Origin of the sequence: uncultured Clostridium sp. (assembly GCF_947039605.1) — a bacterium.
Classification (GTDB): Bacteria; Bacillota; Clostridia; order Clostridiales; family Clostridiaceae; genus Sarcina.
This window is the reverse complement of record NZ_CAMQZG010000047.1, coordinates 1-22,804: the sequence shown is the minus strand read 5'-3', so window position 1 is coordinate 22,804 and position 22,804 is coordinate 1. Positions and strand designations below refer to the sequence as shown.

Below are 22,804 nucleotides of genomic sequence, written 5' to 3'. Positions count from 1 at the left end.
GCGACCTCATGCTCCCAAAGCACGCGCGCTCCCATCTGCGCCACACCCCGATATGCTGTAAACTTTTAAGTTGTTGCCGCATCTCTTTGGCGACAATAGTTATTCTACACCATACTTTAATAAGAGTCAACATTTTTTTCACAGTTTTTTCATTTATTTTTAAAATCTCTCTTAAAACCTAGTATTTAAGCTATTTAATAATTTTTTTTTTTCATAATTCTATTAATTTTATAGTAATATTGTTAGTCTCATCAAAATTTATTCTTGCATATGAACTACTATTATCTCTTGGCAGTGGTAAACTTCCCGGATTAATTATATAAATCCCCTCTTCAATTAACTTTAATTTTCTATGGGTATGTCCATACAATATACAATCAGCTTTAACTTCAAGACCTCTATAATATAATTTATCTAATCCATAATTCACACCATATCGATCTCCATGTGTTAGAAAAAATCTTTTTCCATGCACTTCAACTATCTCTTCATTTAATCCTTCTTCTCCATAGTCACAATTTCCTTTTACCATATGAACTTTTCCATGAAACTCTTTTTGCAATAATTTTGCATCTGCTATATTATCACCTAAATGAAAAATTATATCTGAATTTTTACTTATCTCTAAAATCTTCTCAATTGCATTAGTATTATTATGCGTATCACTTACAACTATTATTTCCACTATTCAAACCCACCTCATTTTACATCTTTTATGTTTTAAGCTATAAAAGTTTTTCTATTTCTTTTTTTAATTTATCTAAAGCTCTTCCTCTATGACTTATTGCATTTTTTTCTTTTAAAGATATCTCTGCAAATGTCTTTTTATATTCTTCCACATAGAATAATGGGTCATACCCAAAACCTTCTTCTCTGCTCAGCTCATTTTGTATTATTCCCCTACTCTCTCCTCTAACTACTACTTCTTCTAATTCTGAGTTAATTGCTGTTATTACACATACAAATTTTGCTGTTCTTTTTTCTAATAAAATCCCATCTAACTCTTTAAGTAACTTTTCATTGTTTTTTTTATCATTGCCATGTTCACCTGCATATCTTGCTGAATATACTCCTGGTGCACCTTTTAAGTAATCAACTTCAAGACCTGAATCATCTGACATTACTATAAAATCCTTCTCACCTTTATTTTTCAAATATTCTACTATTTCTATTGCTTTCTTTTTTGAGTTTTCTTCAAATGTAATACCATCTTCTTCAACATCTATATCTATATTTTTTTCTTTTAAAGAATATATTTCGAATTTAAAATCTTTTAATATTTCTTTTATTTCACCTATTTTATGATTGTTATTACTTGCTATTATAAATTGTTTCATGTATTTATTGTCCTCCAGTTCCTATTCTTAGCGCATCTAATTTTAAAGCATCTTTTTGCGCCTGTATCATTTGCTTACATCCATTATATCCTTGCTCTAATAATTCTGAAAGTTCTTTTTGTGAAAATGGACTTTCTTCTCCAGTACCTTGTATTTCAACAAAATCCCCCTCATCAGTCATAACTAAATTCATATCTACCTTTGCTTTTGAATCTTCTTCATATGCTAAATCAACTAATATCTGATTATTTACAACACCTACGCTTATAGCACCAACAAAACTTCTTATAGGATATATCTTAAAATTTTTATGTGCATGTACTTTATTTAAAGCATCTACAAGTGCTACAAAACTCCCTACTATAGATGCAACTCTTGTTCCACCGTCTGCTTGTATTACATCACAATCTATAACAATAGTTCTATCTCCAAGAGCTTTTAAATCTACAACCGATCTTAATGCTCTTCCTATTAACCTTTGAATTTCTACTGACCTTCCATCTGCTTTAAGTCTTGTAATATCTCTTTGTTTTCTACTATGTGTACTTCTTGGTAACATACTATATTCGGCAGTAATCCAGCCACCTTTCCCTGTATTTTTTAAAAATTGTGGCACTCTCTCCTCTACAGTTACTGTGCATATCACTTTAGTATCTCCTACTGATATTAACACTGACCCCTCAGCATATTTATTATAATTTCTTTCTATTTTAATAGGTCTTACTTGATTATTTCTTCTTTTATTATCTCGCATAATGCCATCTCCATTTAAATATATATCTCATAATAAATTTAAAACCAATCTGATAATAAATAAATTTACTCACTTAATTATTATACCATTTTTACCCATAAGTTATTCTTTTTCTATTAAGTTTAACCCTTTAAACAGGTAATATTTTATATATACTCTCATATTAATAATATATGAATTATTTTATGAGGTGAATGTATTGAAATATATAGGTTCTTTCTTTAGAATGAATTCAATTTCCCCAAAAGAAATTGAATCTCAACTATTATTTTTTACTCGTGAATCAATTAAACATTTAGTATTTGAATCTAAATGTGGTGTTCCTATTTCACAAAAAACTTTAAAAAAGACACTTTCTGAGAGTGAATATAGTAAAATCAAAGAATTAAACCCAGTTCTTGCAATATACAAAAAGGCTAAACCTAATATTTACTATTCAAAGCACAGTAAACTTTGGGATGAAACTTCTTTTAAAAAAGACATTTTAATTTCATCTAATGCTCTTATGACTTTATCACTGCTTAAACTTGCGCAGTATTACAAGTCATTTAAGAATATTGATGATAAACTTTATGAGTTATCCAAAACATATGTAAAAATAGCAAAGGTACAATTAGATTTCTACTATGAGAATCTTAGAAATGCAGAAGGTTTTTTTGTAGATAAAAAAAACATATCTAACTCAAATACTAGTTTTCCTGATTTAGTTGAAGGTCAAAGTGCCTTCTCATTTGCTGATCAAGCATATATGATGGCTGCTTACTATTCTTACTCAAAAGCTACTGAGGATCCAAAGGAAAGCGAAACATTTAAAAGCTTTGCACTTGAAGTTTTAGATATGTTTGAAGCTAGAAAAGAATTTTTATATGATGAGTCTATCGAGGAATGTTCTAATATCTGCTATGCACTTAATATAATGTGTGCTATGTCTAAAAACTCAAAGTGTAAAAGCTTACTTCTAGACATGTCTGACTTTATACTCTCTCAATACTTGGATTATGGTATTGATGAAAAGGACATGTCACTTGCAACTATAACTTCTATAAATTTATTTTTAACTTATAATAATACAGGACTTTTAACCTTTAAAGAGAGCTTCTCTGATATTTGTAAATTATTTAAAAGCCTCTTTAATGAGGAAATGGGTACTTTTATAAAGCCTGGTGATAAAAAAGATATCAAATATTATAATATAGAATCTGTTTTATATCTTGTTAACCTTATGCTTTATAACAAAAGTAAAGATGATAAGAGTACTGATAGTTTAATCTGTAATTTTTTCAAACAATCTATAGTACACTCATCACTTATGACTAGTTTTCCAAATCCACCAAATTTAGATTGTGCTGAAAGATACAAACATTTTTCATCAAATTCTTCTGATTTATTAGATGACTTAATGTTCTGTCTTCCTGATATTACTACACCTGAATCAAACTGCATTGCTCCTGTATATTTAAAGAGCACAAGTTATTCAAAGAAAAAAAGTGAATTTGCTTCTTCTAAAACTAATTTTGAAAGCTTTAATAACTTATTTTTAGATTATATTGTTCTTGATTTATTTTTAGATGATTATTTAAAATTCATCTCACCTATACCAAAGCATAAAACAACTTCTAGTAAATCAAAAAATGATAAAAAAGCTAGAGGTTATAGGACTATGGATGATTTAGAGGTCAAGCTACCTAAAAGCACTTCTAATAAATTAAAAGATGTGATTAATACAAATGTCCCTTTACCTACTTCAAGTATTAATATGCCTACTTTAGACATTGAGGCTGTTAGTGTATTAAATAAAAAATCAAATTTTGAAGATTCTAATATCATTGATGTAAGTATACTAAATGATAATCTTTCAACTATTGATTATGAAGAACTAGATCAATAATAACTTTAAGAGTCCTACTAAGATTTTAATAAAATTTTAGTAGGACTCTTATTAATTTATATAAACCATCTTTTTAAAAATCATATTTCCATTATCATCTATATATATATCCTTAACTTTTTCTGATTTACACCAATAATTATTTTCTGTATACATTGCTATAACACTATAATCCTGATATTCATAATACTCAGAAATTATATTTATTTTATTATTTATATTCTCATCCTCTAAATTAACACTATCTATAAAAATATTGAACTCTCCAGCTTTAAGTTTTTCATTCATTTCATCTATATCATCATATAATGTAAATTGCGCTTCAATATCTAGCTCTTTAAATTCTTTTTCTAAAAATTCAATAAGCTTTTGATTTTCATAATTATTTTTCCCAATTATTATAATTTTATCAGATTCAACATCTGGTAGTCCTTGTAATAATGACTGTGCAGTCTGGAAATTTTTAAATCTAACCTCTTTACTATAAACCTGATTATCATCTTTTTTATAAAATATACTTTCCTCTATTTCTTCTGTACTTATTTTTCTAAAATTCATAGTCGCAAATTTATTTTCAATAAGATAACTCTCCATAAGTGCTGTACTTAAATCAATATATATAGCTTTTCTAAAATCCAAATACTTTCCTTTGCCCTCTAATGAATTAAACACCATATACTGCAGTCTTTCAGAATCTGTATATGAAATTTCATTAATAAGATTTCCTTGGCTAAAAGCAGTTACTGGTGCATTAGTTACTATATCTATCTTATTAGTGTTGTACATAGCAAAATCTTTGATATTATCCCCACTATTAACTATTGTTATATTTTTTGCACCAATTGATTTTAATGTATATTCACTATTTTGAATGAATTTTATTTCTGTGCTAGACTCTACAGACTCTATTTTATAGGCACCCGTATATCTTATATCATTAAAATTCTCTTCATAATTTTCCAGATTATCATCATTATCTCTGAGCCTAAACTCTGGCTTTGTAAGTTTTTTCAAAAAATTATCATCCTTTGTTACAAGTTGAATAGTAAATTCATCTTCACTTATTGCATGTATACCTACATCATCAAATCCTTTTGTACCTTCTTTAAACTCTTGAACCCCATATATATGATAAAGCTCATCTGATGTATATTCTATATTATCTGGACTAAATAGATATTCAAAATAATTCAAGAAATCATCTACCGTTATTTCACTTCCATCACTCCAATATATTTCATCTTCTAATAAAAAACTATATTTAAGACCATCTTCCGATACTTTCCATCCTTGTGCTAATGCTGGTCCTATTTCCCCACTCTGTGTAAGTTCAACTAAGCCTTCAAATAATGCACAAATTATATCTTCATCCCTACTTCTAAAGTAACTTGAAGCATGTAGGCTTTGTGGTATAGATGTCGTTGCTATTATTAATTCTTCTTTTTTAGTTCCCATCTTTGCAACCGGTGTGATTTTTGAGCAGCCAAGCATTGTCACTGAAATTAAAAATATTGCTAATATAACTTTTATATTTTTTTGCCTATCCATAATTCAACTCCTTAATCTCTTTCTTCATTAAATTATTGACATTCTTGCTTTTCTTTAAACATATTTTGGAATTAATCTTATAAAAGGCAATTTTTTTTTTATAAATTAATATTCTTTATGAATTAATACACAGAAAGTTTAATTTACACATTATGGATACTAATGATATAATTTGATTATTAATTTTAGGAGGTATTCTATGACTATTGCGGTTCAAATAATTGGGGTTTTATTTATGCTAACACTAATGTTTATAGGCATATGGAGCTTTATAATAGCTAACAAATCTTATAATCAATTAAAATATAAAAATTATTTACTTGAAAAGATAGCAAGTCATCTTGCCCTACTTACCGAAAAATCACTTAGTGATAATAGCCCTATAAAAATAGAAAATGCAAATAATGATGAAGAGATTGATTCTTTAAAATCAGAAGAGGAAATTCTAGAGAATATAAAAGAACTAGTAGATAACCCTCCACTTTTTGATGATATAGAACTCAAATAAAAATAGAGGCTTGGTACTTTTTGTACCAAGCCTCTTTATATTAAACTCATCATGAATATATTTAATTAAACTACATAGTTGAATTTTTTATCTTGTTAAAATCTCTTCTCCCACAATATTATTTAAAGTTTCTTCTAATATATCAAAATCCACTTTTTCTTTTAATTTTTCTATAGCTTCATTTATTGCCGCTATATCACCATTATTAAACTTCTCTACAATATCTGGGTTTGAATCTAGGATTTTATTTGTTAACTTCCTTGCGAGCTCTTCTTTTTTTTCATTACTTAATTCAGTTTTATTTATCCTTGAAGAGTCCTCCTCTTGTTTTACATCCCCACTCTCATTTAACTCATTTAAATTCATAAGATATTCTGCTACTTAAAATATAAACAAAAATGTCTATATCAAGAAAATAACTGTTTCTCAGTTCCTTGCTTCATATACAACTTCACAGTCTTTAACCCCCGACTATTCATCGGTATTTAAGTAGCTTACCCCTTTCTCTAATTTATTATTCTTTTAGTTAAGTTTATAGCATAGAATCAAATTCTTCTTCCGTAAGAACTTTTACGCCTAAAGTAATAGCTTTATCTAGTTTAGACCCTGCTGCCTCTCCTGCTATAACATAATCTGTTTTTTTACTTACGCTTCCTGAAACTTTCGCTCCAAGACTTTCAAGTTTTTCTTTTATCTCTGTTCTTGAATAATTTTTAAGACTACCTGTTGCAACCACAGTTTTCCCTGTAAATATACCCTCTATAGTCTCAACTTCTTCAAAACTTGGTTTAACACCAACTTGTAATAGTTCATCTATTATAGATAGAATTCTTTCTTCCTTAAAGAATTCTATAACACACTGTGCTACTATATCTCCAACATCAGAAACTTCTACAAGCTCTTCAAACGTAGCTTCTTTTATGCTTTCAAGAGATTTAAATCGCTTAGCTATATCCTTAGCTGTTTTAACACCTACATTTGGAATACTAAGTGCATAAATAAATGCTGGTAATTCACATTCTTTACTTCTCTCTATTGCATCTAATAACTTTTGAGCTTTTTTAGCCCCAAATTTTTCTAAATCTAAAAGTTTTTCATATTCAAGATTATATAAATCTGAAATCGATCTAATATCTAATTTTTCAAATAACTGTTCTGCTGTTTTCTCTGAAAAGCTTTCTATATTCATAGCATTTCTTGATGAATAATGAACAATAGTTTTAACCATCTGAGATTTGCATCCTAGTGTATTATCACAGAATATATGAACTCCATCCCTGTGAAGTTTAGCCCCACATGATGGACAGTTTTCTGGTGCAAGTATTTCTACTGCATCTTCTAAACTAGCCTCAACAACTCCCATAATTTCTGGAATTACATCATTACTTCTTCTTACAAAAACCTGCGCACCAAGCATTACACCTTTTCTCTCTATATCATCTACATTATTAAGTGTTACTCTTTTTACAGTTACTCCCGCAAGTTCAACGGGCTCTATTAAAGCTATTGGTGTTACCCTTCCACTTTTACCTGTATTCCACTCAACTTCTAATAACTTTGATGTTGTTTCTTGAGCCTCAAATTTATATGCAATAGCCCATTTAGGTGCTTTTACTGTATATCCCATAAGCTCTCTAGTTCTTATATCATCAATTGCTAAAACAAGCCCATCAATATCATAATTTAATTTAAATCTAATATCTTCTATATATTTTATCTCGTTCTCTATATCACTAATAGTTGTACAACTTTTAATATAGTCATCCATAGGAAAACCTTTTAATTTTATAAACTCTAACATCTGCATATAAGTTTCAAATTGATTTCCATCTTTGTACCCTATATCATAAAAGAATGCTGAGAGTCCTTTTTTAGCTGTTTCTTTTACATTTAAATTTCTAAGTGCCCCAGCTGCACCATTTCGGAGATTTTTAAGCGGTGTTGCTGCATCTTTATTATATTTTTCAAATGCCTCTGTTGTCATGATAGCCTCACCATGTATTTCTAGAAAATCATTTGAATCAATTTTTAGTGGTAAAGCTTTAATTGTCTTAACCTGTGCGGTTACATCCTCACCAAATTCACCATTCCCTCTTGTTGCAGCTGTTACTAATACTCCCTCTTCATTATATGAAATATTAACTGTAAGCCCATCGAACTTTTTAGTCGCTATATATTTAAGGTCTGGTAATTTTTCTGTTGTAGTTTCATTATATTCACTAACAAATTTAATGTTCCTTTTATGCCAATCTTCAATTTCTTTTATAGTCTGCGCTTTCCCAAGACTCCATAATGGTGCTTTATGTTTATACTTTTTAAACTCTGATAAAACCACATCACCAATTCTTTGAGTAGGTGAATAATCTAACTTATAATCTAGTTCTTTCTCTAATGTTATAAGTTCATCATATTTTCCATCATATTCTTTATCACTAACAGAAGAATTCCCTAATGTATAATATTCATAAGCATATCTATTTAACTCTTCTACTAACATCTCTATTCTTTTAATCTTATCCATAAAAAGCTACTTACTCCTATCTCTAATTTTCATATTAAATATATTATACCTCTATGTTAATAATTAAAAAACACTATACAACATAATAAATTCTTACAATTCGTAAGTATACTGTTTTTTAATTAATATATTTGAATATAATCAAAAAAATAAGCCTCAAAAAATGAGGCTTATCTAGAAAAACTAAGCCAATTCTAAATGTGCAAAACTAAGCATTAAATGCTTAACACCTTGGCTATTAAATGCAATAGTAACTTTTATATCCCCATTAACATTTGCCGTAGTTATAACAGTTCCTATTCCAAATTTAGCATGCTTAACCTTTTGCCCTGCATTTGCAGTTCTTCTAGTTAACATGTTTGTTTCATTCTCATCACCACTTAAAATATCTGCAAGTTGTGTTTCTGCACTTGCCCTACTAAGTTTTGGTGAATATGAAAAACTATTTCTAAGTCCGTGGGGGTTATTTGAAACAACTTGTTGTCTTGCTGCTTTTGAATTACGAGTTACTGGCTTGATTGGTTCTTTCTTTATATATTCTTTAAGTTCCATAGGTATCTCTTTTATAAAATCTGATTGTGGATAAGCCTGTGTTTTACCAAAGACCATTCTACTCTCAGCTGATGTCATATAAAGTTTTTCCTCTGCTCTTGTTATACCAACATAGCAAAGTCTTCTAGCCTCTTCCATTTCAGCCTCATTCTCTAAAGCTCTCGCACTAGGGAATAAACCTGTTTCCATTCCAACCATAAATACTACTGGGAACTCAAGTCCTTTCGCACTATGAATCGTCATAAGAGTAACGTAGTTATTATCATCTTGAGTTTTATCTGCATCCTGTACAAGTGCAACTTTCTCTAGATAAGTACTTAAATTTCTTTCCTCTTCAGGCGTTGTTTTCTCAAAATCAACCGCATCTGAAACAAGTTCTTTTAAGTTTTCTATTCTACTCTCATCTTCTAGAAGTTTAGAAGCTTTTAATGCATCTATATAACCTGATTTTTCTAAAACATATTCTATTAGCTCTGATACAGATAAACTCTCTGCCATCACCTTAACATCTTCCATCATATCAGCAAATCTTATAATAGGATTTCTTCCTCTTGAAGTAAGCGCCTCTATTTTTTCTACATCTAATAAAGATGCATAAAAATCTAAATTATAGTCATTAGCATACGCATCTATTTTCTCTATAGTTGTATTACCAATACTTCTCTTTGGAACATTTATTATTCTTTTTAAAGAAATATCATCTTGCTCATTTATCACAACTTTTAAATATGAGAGAATATCCTTAATTTCTTTTCTATCATAGAACTTTAATCCACCAAATATTCTATAAGGTATACTATTTCTTCTAAGACTTTCCTCAAATGTACGTGACTGTGCATTTGTTCTGTAAAGTACAGCAAAGTTTTTATAGTCCCACTCAGGAACATCTTCTCTAAGTTTTGTAATTTCATTTGCAACAAATGAAGCTTCCATCTTATCTGAATAAGATCTCTCTACAGTTATCTTATGTCCAGCTTCCTTCTCAGTTCTAAGAACCTTGAACTTTCTTTCAGTATTATTTTTAATAACTCTATTTGCAGCCTCTAAAATATTTGCTTTTGATCTATAATTTTGCTCAAGTTTAACTGTCTTAGCATCTGGGTAATCTTTCTCAAAGTCTAATATATTTCTAATATCTGCACCTCTCCAAGCATAAATACATTGGTCATCATCTCCAACAACACAAAGATTTTTATACTTACCTGCAAGAAGTTTTGCAAACTCATATTGAGCTTTATTAGTATCTTGATACTCATCTATCATTATGTACTTAAATTTATTTTGGTAAAACTCTAAAACATCAGCATTTCCTCTAAATAATTCTACTGCCTTAACTATTAAATCATCAAAATCAAGAGCATTATTTCCCTTTAATTTCTTTTGATATAACTCATAAGCTTCAGCAATTTTTTCTTTTCTAAAATTACCCTCTATTGATCTTCTATAATCTGCTGGAGTTAAAAGTCCATCTTTTGCTTTACCTATTGAACCTAAAATTTCACTATCAGTAATATCCTTATCATTTATATTAAGTTCCTTCATTACATGCTTAACTAAAGTTTTCTGATCTGAAGAATCATAAATTGTAAAATCACTTTTATATCCAAGTTTATCTATCTCTCTTCTTAATATTTTCACACATGTTGAGTGGAATGTTGAAATCCACATTCTATCAGCAACGTCACCAATTAAAGATTTAACTCTTTCTCTCATCTCTGCTGCTGCTTTATTTGTAAATGTTATAGCTAATATATTATAAGCTTGTATGTCTAAATCACTTAGCATATATGCTATTCTGTGAGTTAAAACTCTTGTTTTCCCAGAACCAGCTCCTGCAAGTATTAGTACCTGACCATCTATTGTTGTAGCTGCTTCATATTGCTCTTTATTTAATAAGCTCTTTAAATCCACAAGATCAACTCCTTTTTTCTTCTTATCTTACCTTTATTATATCATATTAAATATACTATTTTTTTCTAATCTAAATAATCTTTGCTTATGCCTTAACAGCATTATTATTAATTATTGCCATCTTACTCAAATTTAATAATACTTTCCCCAATAAAAATTCTTTAAACATAAAAATCCCAACACGGCAAACTTATCAAAATTTGCTATATTGGGAATATATTTCTCCATAAAATAAAAAAACGCAACCCTTGGGGCCAGGTTGCGTCTTAGCAATAAGCAATAAATAAAAAGGGGGCTATTCTTCCTTTTATTTATCCTTGCATTAACATTATATTAAAAACAAATTCCTATTGCAAGTAAATTTATGAAATTTTTGTAATTTATTAAACGCTCTCATAAGCATTTTAGCTTATTTTTGAAATATTGTTAAAAATCCTTACACAATAAATTTAATTCATCTTGAGTAAGTTCTCTATATTCACCTTCCTCAAGTGACTCATCTATATCTATATTACCAAACTTCACTCTTCTAAGATATGTAACCTTCTTATCTCTAGCCTCAAACATTCTCTTAACCTGATGGAATTTTCCTTCTTGAATTGTTATGTGAACCTTTGCCATATCGCCACAATTCTCTACTATTTCAAGTTTACCTGGAAGACACTTATAACCATCACTCAAAGTAACACCTTTTTCAAAAGCTTTTATATCATCCTCTGTAACTTCTTCATTTATATGAGCAAAATATATTTTGTTAACGCCTGATTTTGGTGATATAAGTTTATGATTAAGTTCACCATCATTAGTTAAAAGTAAAAGCCCAACAGTATCCTTATCAAGTCTACCCACTGGGAATGGTTCAAATGTTTGATGCTCTGGGTGAAGTAAATCAACAACAGTTTCATCTCTATTATCAAAAGTAGCTGAAATAACTCCTGCTGGTTTGTTCATTATAAGATAAATAAATTCTCTGTAAAAGACTTCTTCATCACCTACAAATATTTTATCTTCCTCTGGATTTACCTTTGCATTTGCATCCTTAATTAAAACTCCATTAACAGATACTATCCCCTGCTTAATAACTTTCTTAATTTCTTTTCTAGTTCCATAACCTAAGTTTGAAAGTATCTTATCTAATCTTTCCAAATTAAAGTCCTCCTATATATAACATATTCTATATTTCACTTATAATATTAGTTAAAACAAATACTCTGCTAATATATAAGTCTCTGTTTATTTTTATATTATACCAAAAAGAGAGCAAATTCCAAAAATAATCTGAAATTTGCTCTCATATAACTAAACTAAACTAAACTAAACTAAACTAAACTAAACTTTATTATTATAAAATTTTAAAACCTTTGGAACATAATTTTGAGTTTCTTTTGGCATCTTATACAAATCTGCTGGTAACTTAACTCCTCTTCTTTGCATAGTCCCAGGACCTCCATTATAAGCCATAAGTGCTAACTCAATATTTCCACCCTTCATATCAAGATACTTCTTTAAAAGTTTAACACCGCCATTAATATTTTGCTCTATATTATGTCCATCTGTAATACCTAGCATTTTAAAATTAGCTGGCATTATCTGCATAACTCCCTGTGCCCCTGCATGTGAAATAACACCAGGATTAAAATTAGACTCTGCTTTTATAATAGCTCTAATTAACTGCTTATCAACACCATACTTTAAAGATGCTGCTTCAATAGCATTATTAATTCTTTGTGCATCACTACCACCCTGAGTATTCTCACTAACATTAATCTGTGGATTAACAGGCTTTATACTCTCTAAATCAACTTTATGCCCTACAGGAATCTTATTTGACTGCCCTGCCCCCGCAGAAGCTAAAACTGACTCCATCATAATCCCAAAAGCTGGTGATTGTTTATCATCACTACTTTTTTTAGCCTGTGCAATCATTGCTATAGCTGCAATTTGTTCTGATCCAAGTCCACTTACCTTCATAATTATCCCCCCCTCTAGTCATAACTTAACTGCTATTCTTCTACTTTAAACTCTAATACTCCATAGTCCTCATAAGCACATTTTCTATAATGACTCTTAGCAAGAACTAAAACCCTATAAACACCCTCTGTAAATGGTCTGAAAACATAATATTTTTTTCTTCCATATCTTTGAACTAAAGTCCAATTTTCATTTTTCATAATATAAAATTCATAACAAACACCTTTTCCACCACTACTTTTTGCTGTAAAATTAACTTCATCATTAATTTTATATAAAGTCTTTTCAGCTATAATAAGTGTATTAGTAACAGGTGGTGCCTCATTTACAAAAAATTTAATTTCTCTCTTATTGTCATATCCTATAATACACTTCTTATTTTTCACATAAATATCAACTGTATACTTTCCAGGACACTTAGGGAAAACTGTAAGCTTTTCAACTGAATCAAACTCTGTTTCTTCAACAGTCTGTCCATTTATTGTTGTAACATATCTCATAAGAGTTTCTCTTGTATTTTGAACAATAGCCTCTATATCTATACTATCACCAACTAAAAAATAATCTTTTGCCGGAACTAACACATGGTCAATTTTCGCCTTCTTATAAGACTTAACATCTATATGTATAAGATTATGATTATCAAAAGAACTCTCTGAATACTTATCCTTAACCTTAATATCTATATCATAAAGACCTGAATCTACCGGTATAAATTCTATATAATTTTTATCACTATATGAATATGCCTTTATAATCTCACCTTTTTTCATTACATCAAATGCATACTTTACACTACTTCCACCATCAGTTTCAACACTAATCTTTATAGCTTTGTCCACAATGTGCAAATCATCATTATCAGCATTTATCTTAGTGATTCTAACAGGTCTATATAAATCTTCCTCTACAGCAAAATTTATACTTGCACATATCTCATAATTCTTATCACCACTTTGAACAAAACTTTCATCTTTTACAAATAACTTAATTACATAATTTCCTGGTTCTTTTGCATTCCACATAAAACTATTACTCTTTGTAAAACCTGAATTTTCTGTATAAGGTCCAATAATCTCATATTTATATCTCAAATCTTTACCACCCGTTACAATAGATCTAACATTTATATTAGATCCAATAACTTCTGGTGAATTCAAATCCGTTGCAAGACTTTTAATCTTAATCTCTTTATAAGGCTTTATTCTATAATTCATAAGTGCCCTATCATCATAATCCTTTGCAGAATACATATCCCTTATGTAACACATAAGTTTATAAACTCCACTTTTGTCCTCTGTAAAAGCAACCATATTTCTTGAAGAATACTCCTGAACACAACAAGTTGTTCCATCTGGTCTTACCTTAACAAACTTATAAAGCCCTGTTCTATCATCTTCAAAATTAGCATCAACCTTAAAAATTAATTCCTCACCAATTAAAAGTTCACTTGCTAAACACTTAAAATCAGCTATCTCTACATTTTCTATATTATTAACTACAAAACTTATAGTATTATAATCATCAAAATTATTCTCTGAATCTGGAATCTTGCACTCAACTAGAATATCAAAACTCCCTGCTTCATTCGCAGTAAAATTAAGAGTATTATCAGGTGTATAATCTCTCATAAGTCTCCAACCTTCCTTAGAACTTATAAAATATCTATACATCACTGGTTTTCTACTACTCTCAACCATAATCTCTACTTTATTTCCAATATCATAAACTTCCTTGTTAACATAAATGTCTTGTATTAAACTTTCTTCACTAACTCCCACAGCCATACTTCTGGTAACTTTATAATCAAATGACTTCCCTGAACCAACAATCTTTGCCTGAGCTAAAATATGATAATTCCCACTCACCTTTGGAGCCCATTGAAACTTATCTCTAGTGCTAAATTCATCGTCTAAAGCTTCCCATACTCCCTCTCTTCCTATAAGTATTTTATATAATAAATCATCGTCCGTATTACTCTCTACCTTTATCTCATAAATCTCTTTATTCTTAATATTTTTAGTGCAAATATCAATATTTAACTCGTCCATATATACACCCCTGACCCAAAATCTCAACTTTCTCTACTTAAAATTATACATGCTTTACCATATTATGTAAACCAATTACTGGATATCAAAAGATTATTTTAATATCTAAATATTTTGAATAATAAAATAAACATTGCACATACTAGTATTAGTGTTTAAACACACTATAAATCTCCTAATTTTATTATATCCATATAATCAAACCATTAAATTAAAAGTCTCAGGTCCAACCTGAGACTTTTTTACTTATTCATTAGATTTTGCTTCTCTAACAACCCGTTTAATTGTCTCATAAAATTTTATATCATCCTCTTTAGTTCTTTTACTTGTGTTCTTTCCTCTAAGTCCAGATTTTCTAGCCTTTTGACATAAATGTCTTTCAAATAAAAGTCTTTCAATATTATCATTTGTATAAACCATACCCTTTGGAGAAATTGCAAATGCCTTTTTACCAAGCACCATAGCTGCAACCCCAAAATCTTGTGATATAATAACATCATTTTTCTTTGACTCATTCATAACATACATATCAACAGACTGAAAACCTGCATCAACCCTTTTCACAGTTCCATAAGTTAAATTTATATTATGGTCCACAGTTGAATAAACTATAAGCTCAACGCCCTCTTCCTTTGCAACCTTTTCTATGTAAGACATCCCAGGACATCCATCACCATCAACTATTATTTTCATTATACTCTCCTTTCCCATAATAAATTAACTATCCTAAAATAGTTTTCCATAGATAACACAAAGAATTCATACTCTTAATCAAATTCCAAAGTTATCCACAGAATTACTTGGAAAAGTTATCCACATTTCTTTTTTTAATATTTACATATAAAAAGAAGAAACTCCACATTGAAGTTTCTTCACTAATTTTAATCTTTTAAATTCAATTTATCAATCAAATTTTAAAGTCTTTTTTCAAGCTCTTCTTTTAAATCTTCAAAACCAGACTTACCAAGTAAAGCAAACATATTTTTCTTATAAGCTTCAACTCCTGGTTGGTCAAATGGATTAACACCTAAAACATATCCACTAACTCCACAAGCCTTCTCAAAGAAGTATACAAGCTTACCAACATAGTAAGGTGTAAGCTTTGGAACATTAACTATAAGATTTGGAACTCCCCCATCATTATGAGCTAAAAGTGTTCCCTCAAAAGCCTTATTATTAACAAAATCCATAGTCTTTCCTGCAAGGAAATTAAGACCATCAGCATTATCAGCATTAGCCTCTATTGTTATCTCATGCTTAGCTGTTCCAACATTAATAACTGTCTCAAATAAGTTTCTTCTACCCTCTTGAATATATTGACCCATAGAGTGAAGGTCTGTTGAGAAGTTAACTGATGATGGGAATATTCCTTTTCCATCTTTACCTTCTGACTCACCAAATAATTGTTTCCACCACTCACCAAAGTATTGAATATTTGGCTCATAGTTTACAAGTATCTCAGTTGTCTTACCTTTATTATATAAAGCATTTCTAGCTGCAACATACTTATAACATTCATTCTCTAAAACATTAGGGTTTGAATATTCAACTCTAGCATCATTTGCACCCTTCATCATTTCATCTATATCAATACCTGAAGCTGCTATAGGTAATAAACCTACTGCTGTTAAAACTGAGAATCTTCCACCAACATTATCAGGAACTACAAATTGCTCATATCCTTCTTGATCTGCAAGCCCTTTTAAAGCACCTTTTTTAGCATCTGTTGTCGCATATATTCTAGCTTTTGCTTCTTCTTTTCCATATTTCTTTTCCATATAATCTTTTAATATTCTAAAAGCAATAGCAGGTTCTGTTGTAGTACCTGACTTAGAAATAACATTTAAACTTATCTCCTTGCCCTCAATTGCTTGTAATAAATCATGCATATAAGTAGAACTAATATTATTTCCTACATATAAAACCTTCGGTGTTTTTCTAACTTCATTATCTAAAATGTTATAAAAATTACTATTTAACATCTCGATTGCAGCTCTAGCTCCAAGATATGAACCACCAATTCCAATTACTAATAAAATCTCTGAATCAGATTTAATTTTATCTGCTGCCTTCTTTATTCTAGCAAACTCATCTTTATCATAATTCTCAGGTAGTTCAACCCATCCTAAGAAGTCACTTCCTGCGCCTGTTCCCTCATGTACCTTTGTGTGTGCACTTTTAATTGCCTCACCTAAATAACTAATTTCCTGCTCTGATAAAAAGCTTTCTGCTTTTGTTATATCAAATGTAATATTTCCCATACTTTTTTCCCTCCTGTAATATCTAAATGAAAATATATAATATAAAACCAAATATAACTAACCTCTAATAGATTAGATATTAGGCAAACTTTATTACAACTAGACTTTAAACTTTCATTCTCCTTTCTAGCTTTTAATATTCTTCTCTATTATTTCTATTTACTCATTTTTAATACAAGTAACAAAACATATATCGTATTTAATATTATCATAACAAAGAATATGTTTACAACAATCTGACCTTTATATTTTACAATTCATACAATTAACTTCATATATAGATTATTAAATTTCTAAAATAAATATAACTAAAATTTATATATGTAAACATTATCTATTAAAAAAAATTTAATCATTAAGTTTTCTCCTCTCTTTTCTACAATACTATAAAAACTTTTAGATTTCTAAATACTAAAAGAAAAAGCACACTCATCAGGGAATAAGTGTACCTTAATATCTTATTTTATTATAGATTTATTATATTTATAAAATTTATGCTTTTACTTTTTTAAGTTCTGCTTTAATAGCATCTGATACAAACTGAACATTAGTACCAACAATTACTTGGATTGTACTATCACTAAGTCTTACAACACCTTTAGCACCAAGTGCTTTAAGATTTTTATCTTCTATAATCTTAGCAGTACCAACCTCAAGTCTTAATCTTGTAACACAGTTATCAACAACTCTAAGGTTATCTGCACCACCAAGGGCTATTATATAAGAAGCTGCAAGTTCTTTCATATCAGTATTTTTTGATATCTTTATATTCTCACCAAGTTCATCATCATCTTCTCTACCAGGAGTCGGAACATTAAATTTCTTAATTAAGAATAAGAATACAAAGAAGTAAGCTGCTCCCACACCAAGACCTATAGGAATTATTAAGAATCCATTAGTTGAAAGATTAAAATTAAGTACATAATCAATAAATCCTGCCGAGAATCCAAATCCATGAAGAACTCCAAATGCGGCTGTTACTCCCATAGAAAGACCTGTTAAAATAGCATGTGCTACAAGTAATACAGGTGATAAGAATATAAACATAAATTCTATTGGCTCTGTTATACCTGTTAAGAAACTTGTAAATGCTAAACTTGCAAGCATACCTGCAACTGCTTTTCTTTGCTCTTTCTTAGCTGCAAAGTATATAGCAAGTGCAATAGCTGGAAGTCCAAACATCATAACTGGGAAGAATCCTGCCATATAAGTTCCCGCTGTTGGATCCCCTGCAAAGAATCTATGCAAGTCTCCAGCCTTACCATCAAACTCCCCAAGAGTAAACCAGAAATATGAGTTAAGAACATGGTGAAGTCCCATTGGTACTATAAGTCTATTAAGGAGTCCAAAGATACCTGCTCCCACAGCTCCCATACTAACAACACTAGCTCCAAGAGTATTAATTCCATCTTGAATAGTCTCCCATATAAATCCAAATGCAATTGATAATAATATTAAAACTAAAGTAGTAGCTATTGGTGCAAATAAACCTTTTACCTCTGCAAGGAAGCCTGAAAGTTTAATTTTTTTACACTTATTATAGCAATATCCAGCAACAATACCTGCAATAATACCACCAAAGCTATCAAATTTAAGAGTAGCTGCAATATCCTCACCATAATTAGTTATCCATACAAATCTACTAGCCTTCTCTAAAACAAGGTACCCAACAGCACCAGAAAGTCCTGCTGCCCCATCTCCATCATCTGAAAGACCAATAGCAACACCTATCGCAAATATAAGCGGAAGATTATCAAATAAAGCTCCACCAGCTGCACTTAAAAATCCTACATACTCTGGTAACCCAAAGAAATCAATAATATCTTGTTGTCCAAATCTTAATAATAAAGCCGCAACAGGCAATGTTGCGATAGGAAGCATTAATGACTTACCTATTTTTTGTAAAAATCCTAAAATTGTTTTACCCATATCTCTTCCCCTCCTATACTAGGCTTGGGATTAATATAGCTAATCCTGTACCAAAATCAATTAAACCAATTTGAACTGATTTCCATCCAAATCCAAAACCTAAAGCAACAAAAACTAATACTAAACTTGTCATTATAGGTACAAGTCTTCTTCCTGCAAAGAATCCTAAGAATTCTGGAAGTTTAACACTTTTAAATTTATTGTAGCAAAATCCTGCTATTGCACCTGCAATAATTCCACCAACAATACCAACATTAAGCTGTGCTGCAATTTCTTCAGTATAATTAATACTCCATATAAACTTACTTCCATTAGATAGAACTAAATATCCTATAGCACCTGAAAGTCCTGCTGCACCATTTCCATCATCTGAAATTCCTATAGCAAGTGTCATAGCAATAATTAGCGGTATACTATCAATAATAACTTGCCCACCTGCACCAATAAGTCCAAGCTGTTCTGGCAATCCTAAAGATGTAATAAAATCAACATTTCCGATAAATGATAGTAAAATAGCGATTGGTAGTAAAGCGATTGGTAATATAAATGCTTTACCTAATCTTTTCATGAGTGTGTTTTCTTGTTTTTCCATGAATAAGTCCTCCTTAAATTTAAATATTTCACGTTAAATAGGAACAAAAAAAGCCGATAATCATATACAAGTAAAACTTGTATAAATTATCAGCTAATGCCCAAAAAAATATTGATGGTAACACGCTTAAAGAACTTTATTTATTTCTTTTAACTATCTTATATCCCCATGTTAACATTTTCATTTGCCTTTTTCAACCATTTATGGTATGATTTAACAATTAGTTAACAATTGTAATATACTGTTAAAAATACTAGCAATATTATGTTTTCTAATCACATTATTAATCTCTAATATAAAGATACAGCTATAAATGCAACTCCCATTAGAAGAAATATTAAATAAAGAAAAATAATTACTTCTAAAAACCCTTCTCTACTATTGATATTATCTAATTTATTCTCGAAAGCTTTTCTCATAAATATAAAAGCAAAAGCTCCCTATTTCTAGGAAACTCTTGTACTCTTTTCTTTATCAATTATTACAGTTTTTATTTCTTTAGGAAATATTAATCCATATTTTTCATAAATTTCTTCAACATGGCTATATGTCTTCGCATTTTTCACTTTTACTTCCTTTTCAAATTGCTCAGTCTTAATAACTTTAAAGAAAGATCTAATTATTCCTAAAATCACCAAACTAAATGGAAGTGCCATCACCACAGTTGCAGTCTGTACCATATATATTCCACCTGCAGCCAAAAATGCTATTGTTAAAAGCGCTTGTAAGACACCAATTACTATTTTCCTTGAATTTTTAGCATCTAAATCTCCATCACTAGCTATAACAGCAAGTACATAAGTAGCTGAATCTGCACTTGTTATAAAGAAAGTAAACAATAAACATAAAGCTACTATACTTAAAATAAAACCTATAGTTCCATACTCTGATAAAACTACAAATAATGAAGTTTCAATAGCCGCCCCTGCTACTACTTGAATCTCTGGTGATGCTGAAATAGCAAGTGTTCCAAATACTAAAAACCAAAGTATACAAGCTGTTGCTGGTACTAAAACAACACCAGTTATAAACTCTTTAATAGTTCTTCCTTTTGAAACTCTAGCTATAAATATAGCTACAAAAGGTGCCCAAGCAATCCACCAAGCCCAAAAGAAAATAGTCCAATTAGAATACCACTCTCCATTAGCAAAAATATTTAAGTTATCTACTATCATGGCTTTTCCATAGCCCATAAATCCAAGCATAGCATTTTGTATAAGATCACTTTTCGAAACAATCGCAAGTACTCCAATAAAAAGTGCTACCGCAAGTCCTAAATTTAAATTTGATAATATTTTAATTCCCTTCTTAACACCTGTTGTTGCAGATATAAGAAATAAAACTGTAACTATCGATATAATAATAATTCTTACTATTCCATTCTCAGGAACTCCAAATAAATAATTAAGACCACTATTAATTTGAAGTGTTCCCATTCCAAGAGATGTAACTATCCCTACAATAGTAACAAATATAGTTAAAATATCAATAACCTTTCCAACTAAACCTTTAGAATGTTTCTCACCTATAACTGGTTCTAACATTGCACTTAATAAAATTTTTTTACCTTTTCTAAAGTGAAAATATCCTACTATAAGAGCAAGTGATGCATAAACAGTCCATGCAGTTATCCCATTGTGAAGAAAACTTTTACTAAAAGCAAACTTTATTGCATCTGTAGTTTGTGCCTCTACCCCAACTGGATTTAAATAATGCGCAAGTGGCTCCGATACTCCATAAAATACAAGTCCAATTCCAAGACCTGCACCAAAAAGCATAGCAAACCAAGTTAGCTTTGAGAACTCCGGCTTTGAATCATCAGCCCCAAGTTTTATATTTTTATATTTACTAAAGTATAAATATCCACATACACCAGTAAATACTAACATTAGAATCATAAAATATGGTGATAACTCTTCTGTTATAAGTGTAAATCCAGCATCAAAAAAACTTTTGAAACTTTCAGTGAAAAACACCCCCCATATTAATATTAATATTGATATAGCTATCGTCAGATAGTATGTTGAACTTTTTTTGTATTTTTCTTTTAAATTCATATTATAAATTTCCCCTTTCATTTTAACAACTTTATTCTTCTTTAAAGTTGTCAGTTTTACTAAAAGCTTTGTCTTTACTCTATTCTATGTAATAATCCCTAAAGTAATGACAACTTTTATAAAATTTAGTAAAATATTACCGATAGGGGTGATTAATATGTCAAAAAAAACTTCTACTCCGGCATATCTTAAAATTGCAATGGATATAGCATCAAGAATTGTTAATGGTGGTTTTTATGAGGGCGAAAAATTATCAGGAAGGTCAACACTTGTAAGTATATACAATGTGTCACCTGAAACTATAAGACGTTCTATTGCACTACTTAAAGATATGGGAGTTGTTGAAGTATTAGAGAAAAGTGGAATTATAATCCGTAGTAAAGAAAAGGCTTCTACATTCTTAACTAAAAATAAAGCTAAAAATGAATTTACAAGTCTTCAAGAAGAAATATATAAATTATCTCACGAAAAAAGAGAAATTCAAAAATCTCTTGATTCAAAAATAGAGGGTCTAATAGAATTTGCAACTCAACTTAGAAATGTAGGTATAATTACCCCTTATGAGAGCATGGTCCAACCTAATAGCCTTATGATAGGTAAAAACCTAGGTGAACTTAACTTTTGGCATAGTACAGGTGCTACTATTATAGGTATAAAAAGAAATGATGATATATTTATCTCTCCAGGTCCTTACTTTAATATAGAAGAAGAAGATATCATTATATATGTAGGTAATGAATCAGTTGTAGATAATGTAAAAAATTATATAATTACAAAACAAGAAAAAGCAGATTCAATATAATTGAATCTGCTTTTCTTATTTATTATTCTTGTACATTAATAACTGTTGCCTTAGGTCTAGACATTGATTCTATTGAATATCTAATTCCTTGAGTTCCCATACCTGATGACTTAACTCCAAGG

The 22,804-nt window shown here is 29.8% G+C and carries 19 protein-coding genes; 3 read left to right on the top strand and 16 right to left on the bottom strand.

Annotated elements, in window-relative coordinates:
- Positions 1-211 precede the first annotated feature (211 nt).
- From Q0V24_RS14140 to rph, 3 genes are read right to left on the bottom strand one after another with little or no spacing between them, the layout of a single operon-like run.
- A complete protein-coding gene (locus tag Q0V24_RS14140) occupies positions 212-685 on the bottom strand; it encodes a metallophosphoesterase (protein ID WP_297522437.1) in 474 nt (157 codons plus the stop codon).
- A 40-nt stretch (positions 686-725) separates the two neighbouring features.
- On the bottom strand, positions 726-1,337 hold the full coding sequence (locus Q0V24_RS14135) for an XTP/dITP diphosphatase (RefSeq protein ID WP_297522436.1): 612 nt from the start codon (positions 1,335-1,337) through the stop codon (positions 726-728).
- A 4-nt stretch (positions 1,338-1,341) separates the two neighbouring features.
- Positions 1,342-2,091: a ribonuclease PH gene (gene rph, locus Q0V24_RS14130; protein ID WP_297522435.1), complete on the bottom strand. Its 750-nt coding sequence runs from the start codon at positions 2,089-2,091 to the stop codon at positions 1,342-1,344.
- Positions 2,092-2,317: 226 nt separating this feature from the next.
- Between rph and Q0V24_RS14125 the strand changes: the two genes are divergently transcribed.
- Entirely contained in the window at positions 2,318-3,979 is a 1,662-nt protein-coding gene (locus Q0V24_RS14125; RefSeq protein ID WP_297522434.1) for a hypothetical protein, read from the top strand.
- Positions 3,980-4,030: 51 nt separating this feature from the next.
- Here Q0V24_RS14125 and Q0V24_RS14120 read toward each other — a convergent pair whose 3' ends face one another.
- Positions 4,031-5,527, bottom strand: a complete 1,497-nt coding sequence (locus Q0V24_RS14120; protein WP_297522433.1) for an ABC transporter substrate-binding protein — start codon at positions 5,525-5,527, stop codon at positions 4,031-4,033.
- A 199-nt stretch (positions 5,528-5,726) separates the two neighbouring features.
- On the opposite strand from Q0V24_RS14120, the gene Q0V24_RS14115 reads away from it, so the two are divergent.
- A complete protein-coding gene (locus Q0V24_RS14115) occupies positions 5,727-6,035 on the top strand; it encodes a hypothetical protein (RefSeq protein WP_297522432.1) in 309 nt (102 codons plus the stop codon).
- An 87-nt stretch (positions 6,036-6,122) separates the two neighbouring features.
- Here Q0V24_RS14115 and Q0V24_RS14110 read toward each other — a convergent pair whose 3' ends face one another.
- From Q0V24_RS14110 to Q0V24_RS14055, 12 genes are all read right to left on the bottom strand, one after another.
- Positions 6,123-6,401, bottom strand: coding sequence for a hypothetical protein (locus Q0V24_RS14110; RefSeq protein WP_297522431.1), 279 nt, complete (start codon positions 6,399-6,401; stop codon positions 6,123-6,125).
- A 166-nt stretch (positions 6,402-6,567) separates the two neighbouring features.
- A complete protein-coding gene (ligA, locus tag Q0V24_RS14105) occupies positions 6,568-8,556 on the bottom strand; it encodes an NAD-dependent DNA ligase LigA (RefSeq protein ID WP_297522430.1) in 1,989 nt (662 codons plus the stop codon).
- Between the two features lie 183 nt (positions 8,557-8,739).
- Positions 8,740-11,019: a DNA helicase PcrA gene (gene pcrA / locus Q0V24_RS14100; protein WP_297522429.1), complete on the bottom strand. Its 2,280-nt coding sequence runs from the start codon at positions 11,017-11,019 to the stop codon at positions 8,740-8,742.
- A 426-nt stretch (positions 11,020-11,445) separates the two neighbouring features.
- Entirely contained in the window at positions 11,446-12,165 is a 720-nt protein-coding gene (locus Q0V24_RS14095) for a pseudouridine synthase (RefSeq protein ID WP_297522428.1), read from the bottom strand.
- A 183-nt stretch (positions 12,166-12,348) separates the two neighbouring features.
- Positions 12,349-12,990: a lytic transglycosylase domain-containing protein gene (locus Q0V24_RS14090; protein ID WP_297522427.1), complete on the bottom strand. Its 642-nt coding sequence runs from the start codon at positions 12,988-12,990 to the stop codon at positions 12,349-12,351.
- A 32-nt stretch (positions 12,991-13,022) separates the two neighbouring features.
- Positions 13,023-15,041, bottom strand: a complete 2,019-nt coding sequence (locus tag Q0V24_RS14085) for a triple tyrosine motif-containing protein (RefSeq protein WP_297522426.1) — start codon at positions 15,039-15,041, stop codon at positions 13,023-13,025.
- A 246-nt stretch (positions 15,042-15,287) separates the two neighbouring features.
- Positions 15,288-15,734 carry a YaiI/YqxD family protein gene (locus tag Q0V24_RS14080; RefSeq protein WP_297522425.1) on the bottom strand — a complete coding sequence of 149 codons (447 nt, stop codon included), beginning with the start codon at positions 15,732-15,734 and terminating at the stop codon, positions 15,288-15,290.
- Between the two features lie 221 nt (positions 15,735-15,955).
- On the bottom strand, positions 15,956-17,302 hold the full coding sequence (locus Q0V24_RS14075) for a glucose-6-phosphate isomerase (RefSeq protein WP_297522424.1): 1,347 nt from the start codon (positions 17,300-17,302) through the stop codon (positions 15,956-15,958).
- A gap of 492 nt (positions 17,303-17,794) precedes the next feature.
- On the bottom strand, positions 17,795-19,231 hold the full coding sequence (locus Q0V24_RS14070; protein WP_297522423.1) for a PTS transporter subunit EIIC: 1,437 nt from the start codon (positions 19,229-19,231) through the stop codon (positions 17,795-17,797).
- Between the two features lie 13 nt (positions 19,232-19,244).
- Positions 19,245-19,823: a PTS transporter subunit EIIC gene (locus Q0V24_RS14065; RefSeq protein WP_297522422.1), complete on the bottom strand. Its 579-nt coding sequence runs from the start codon at positions 19,821-19,823 to the stop codon at positions 19,245-19,247.
- A 290-nt stretch (positions 19,824-20,113) separates the two neighbouring features.
- Complete coding sequence (locus tag Q0V24_RS14060; protein WP_297522421.1) at positions 20,114-20,242, bottom strand: hypothetical protein; 129 nt, start codon at positions 20,240-20,242, stop codon at positions 20,114-20,116.
- A gap of 27 nt (positions 20,243-20,269) precedes the next feature.
- Complete coding sequence (locus Q0V24_RS14055) at positions 20,270-21,880, bottom strand: BCCT family transporter (protein ID WP_297522420.1); 1,611 nt, start codon at positions 21,878-21,880, stop codon at positions 20,270-20,272.
- Between the two features lie 157 nt (positions 21,881-22,037).
- On the opposite strand from Q0V24_RS14055, the gene Q0V24_RS14050 reads away from it, so the two are divergent.
- Positions 22,038-22,682 carry a TrkA C-terminal domain-containing protein gene (locus Q0V24_RS14050; RefSeq protein ID WP_297522419.1) on the top strand — a complete coding sequence of 215 codons (645 nt, stop codon included), beginning with the start codon at positions 22,038-22,040 and terminating at the stop codon, positions 22,680-22,682.
- Positions 22,683-22,804 lie beyond the last annotated feature (122 nt).

Excerpts from the sequence above, each read along its gene's own strand:
- Q0V24_RS14135 (WP_297522436.1), bottom strand. The coding sequence starts at position 1,337 with ATGAAACAATTTATAATAGCAAGTAATAACAATCATAAAATAGGTGAA.
- rph (WP_297522435.1), bottom strand. The coding sequence starts at position 2,091 with ATGCGAGATAATAAAAGAAGAAATAATCAAGTAAGACCTATTAAAATA.
- Q0V24_RS14125 (WP_297522434.1), top strand. The coding sequence starts at position 2,318 with ATGAATTCAATTTCCCCAAAAGAAATTGAATCTCAACTATTATTTTTT.
- Q0V24_RS14120 (WP_297522433.1), bottom strand. The coding sequence starts at position 5,527 with ATGGATAGGCAAAAAAATATAAAAGTTATATTAGCAATATTTTTAATT.
- Q0V24_RS14115 (WP_297522432.1), top strand. The coding sequence starts at position 5,727 with ATGACTATTGCGGTTCAAATAATTGGGGTTTTATTTATGCTAACACTA.
- Q0V24_RS14110 (WP_297522431.1), bottom strand. The coding sequence starts at position 6,401 with ATGAATTTAAATGAGTTAAATGAGAGTGGGGATGTAAAACAAGAGGAG.
- ligA (WP_297522430.1), bottom strand. The coding sequence starts at position 8,556 with ATGGATAAGATTAAAAGAATAGAGATGTTAGTAGAAGAGTTAAATAGA.
- Q0V24_RS14090 (WP_297522427.1), bottom strand. The coding sequence starts at position 12,990 with ATGAAGGTAAGTGGACTTGGATCAGAACAAATTGCAGCTATAGCAATG.
- Q0V24_RS14085 (WP_297522426.1), bottom strand. The coding sequence starts at position 15,041 with ATGGACGAGTTAAATATTGATATTTGCACTAAAAATATTAAGAATAAA.
- Q0V24_RS14080 (WP_297522425.1), bottom strand. The coding sequence starts at position 15,734 with ATGAAAATAATAGTTGATGGTGATGGATGTCCTGGGATGTCTTACATA.
- Q0V24_RS14075 (WP_297522424.1), bottom strand. The coding sequence starts at position 17,302 with ATGGGAAATATTACATTTGATATAACAAAAGCAGAAAGCTTTTTATCA.
- Q0V24_RS14070 (WP_297522423.1), bottom strand. The coding sequence starts at position 19,231 with ATGGGTAAAACAATTTTAGGATTTTTACAAAAAATAGGTAAGTCATTA.
- Q0V24_RS14065 (WP_297522422.1), bottom strand. The coding sequence starts at position 19,823 with ATGGAAAAACAAGAAAACACACTCATGAAAAGATTAGGTAAAGCATTT.
- Q0V24_RS14060 (WP_297522421.1), bottom strand. The coding sequence starts at position 20,242 with ATGAGAAAAGCTTTCGAGAATAAATTAGATAATATCAATAGTAGAGAA.
- Q0V24_RS14055 (WP_297522420.1), bottom strand. The coding sequence starts at position 21,880 with ATGAATTTAAAAGAAAAATACAAAAAAAGTTCAACATACTATCTGACG.
- Q0V24_RS14050 (WP_297522419.1), top strand. The coding sequence starts at position 22,038 with ATGTCAAAAAAAACTTCTACTCCGGCATATCTTAAAATTGCAATGGAT.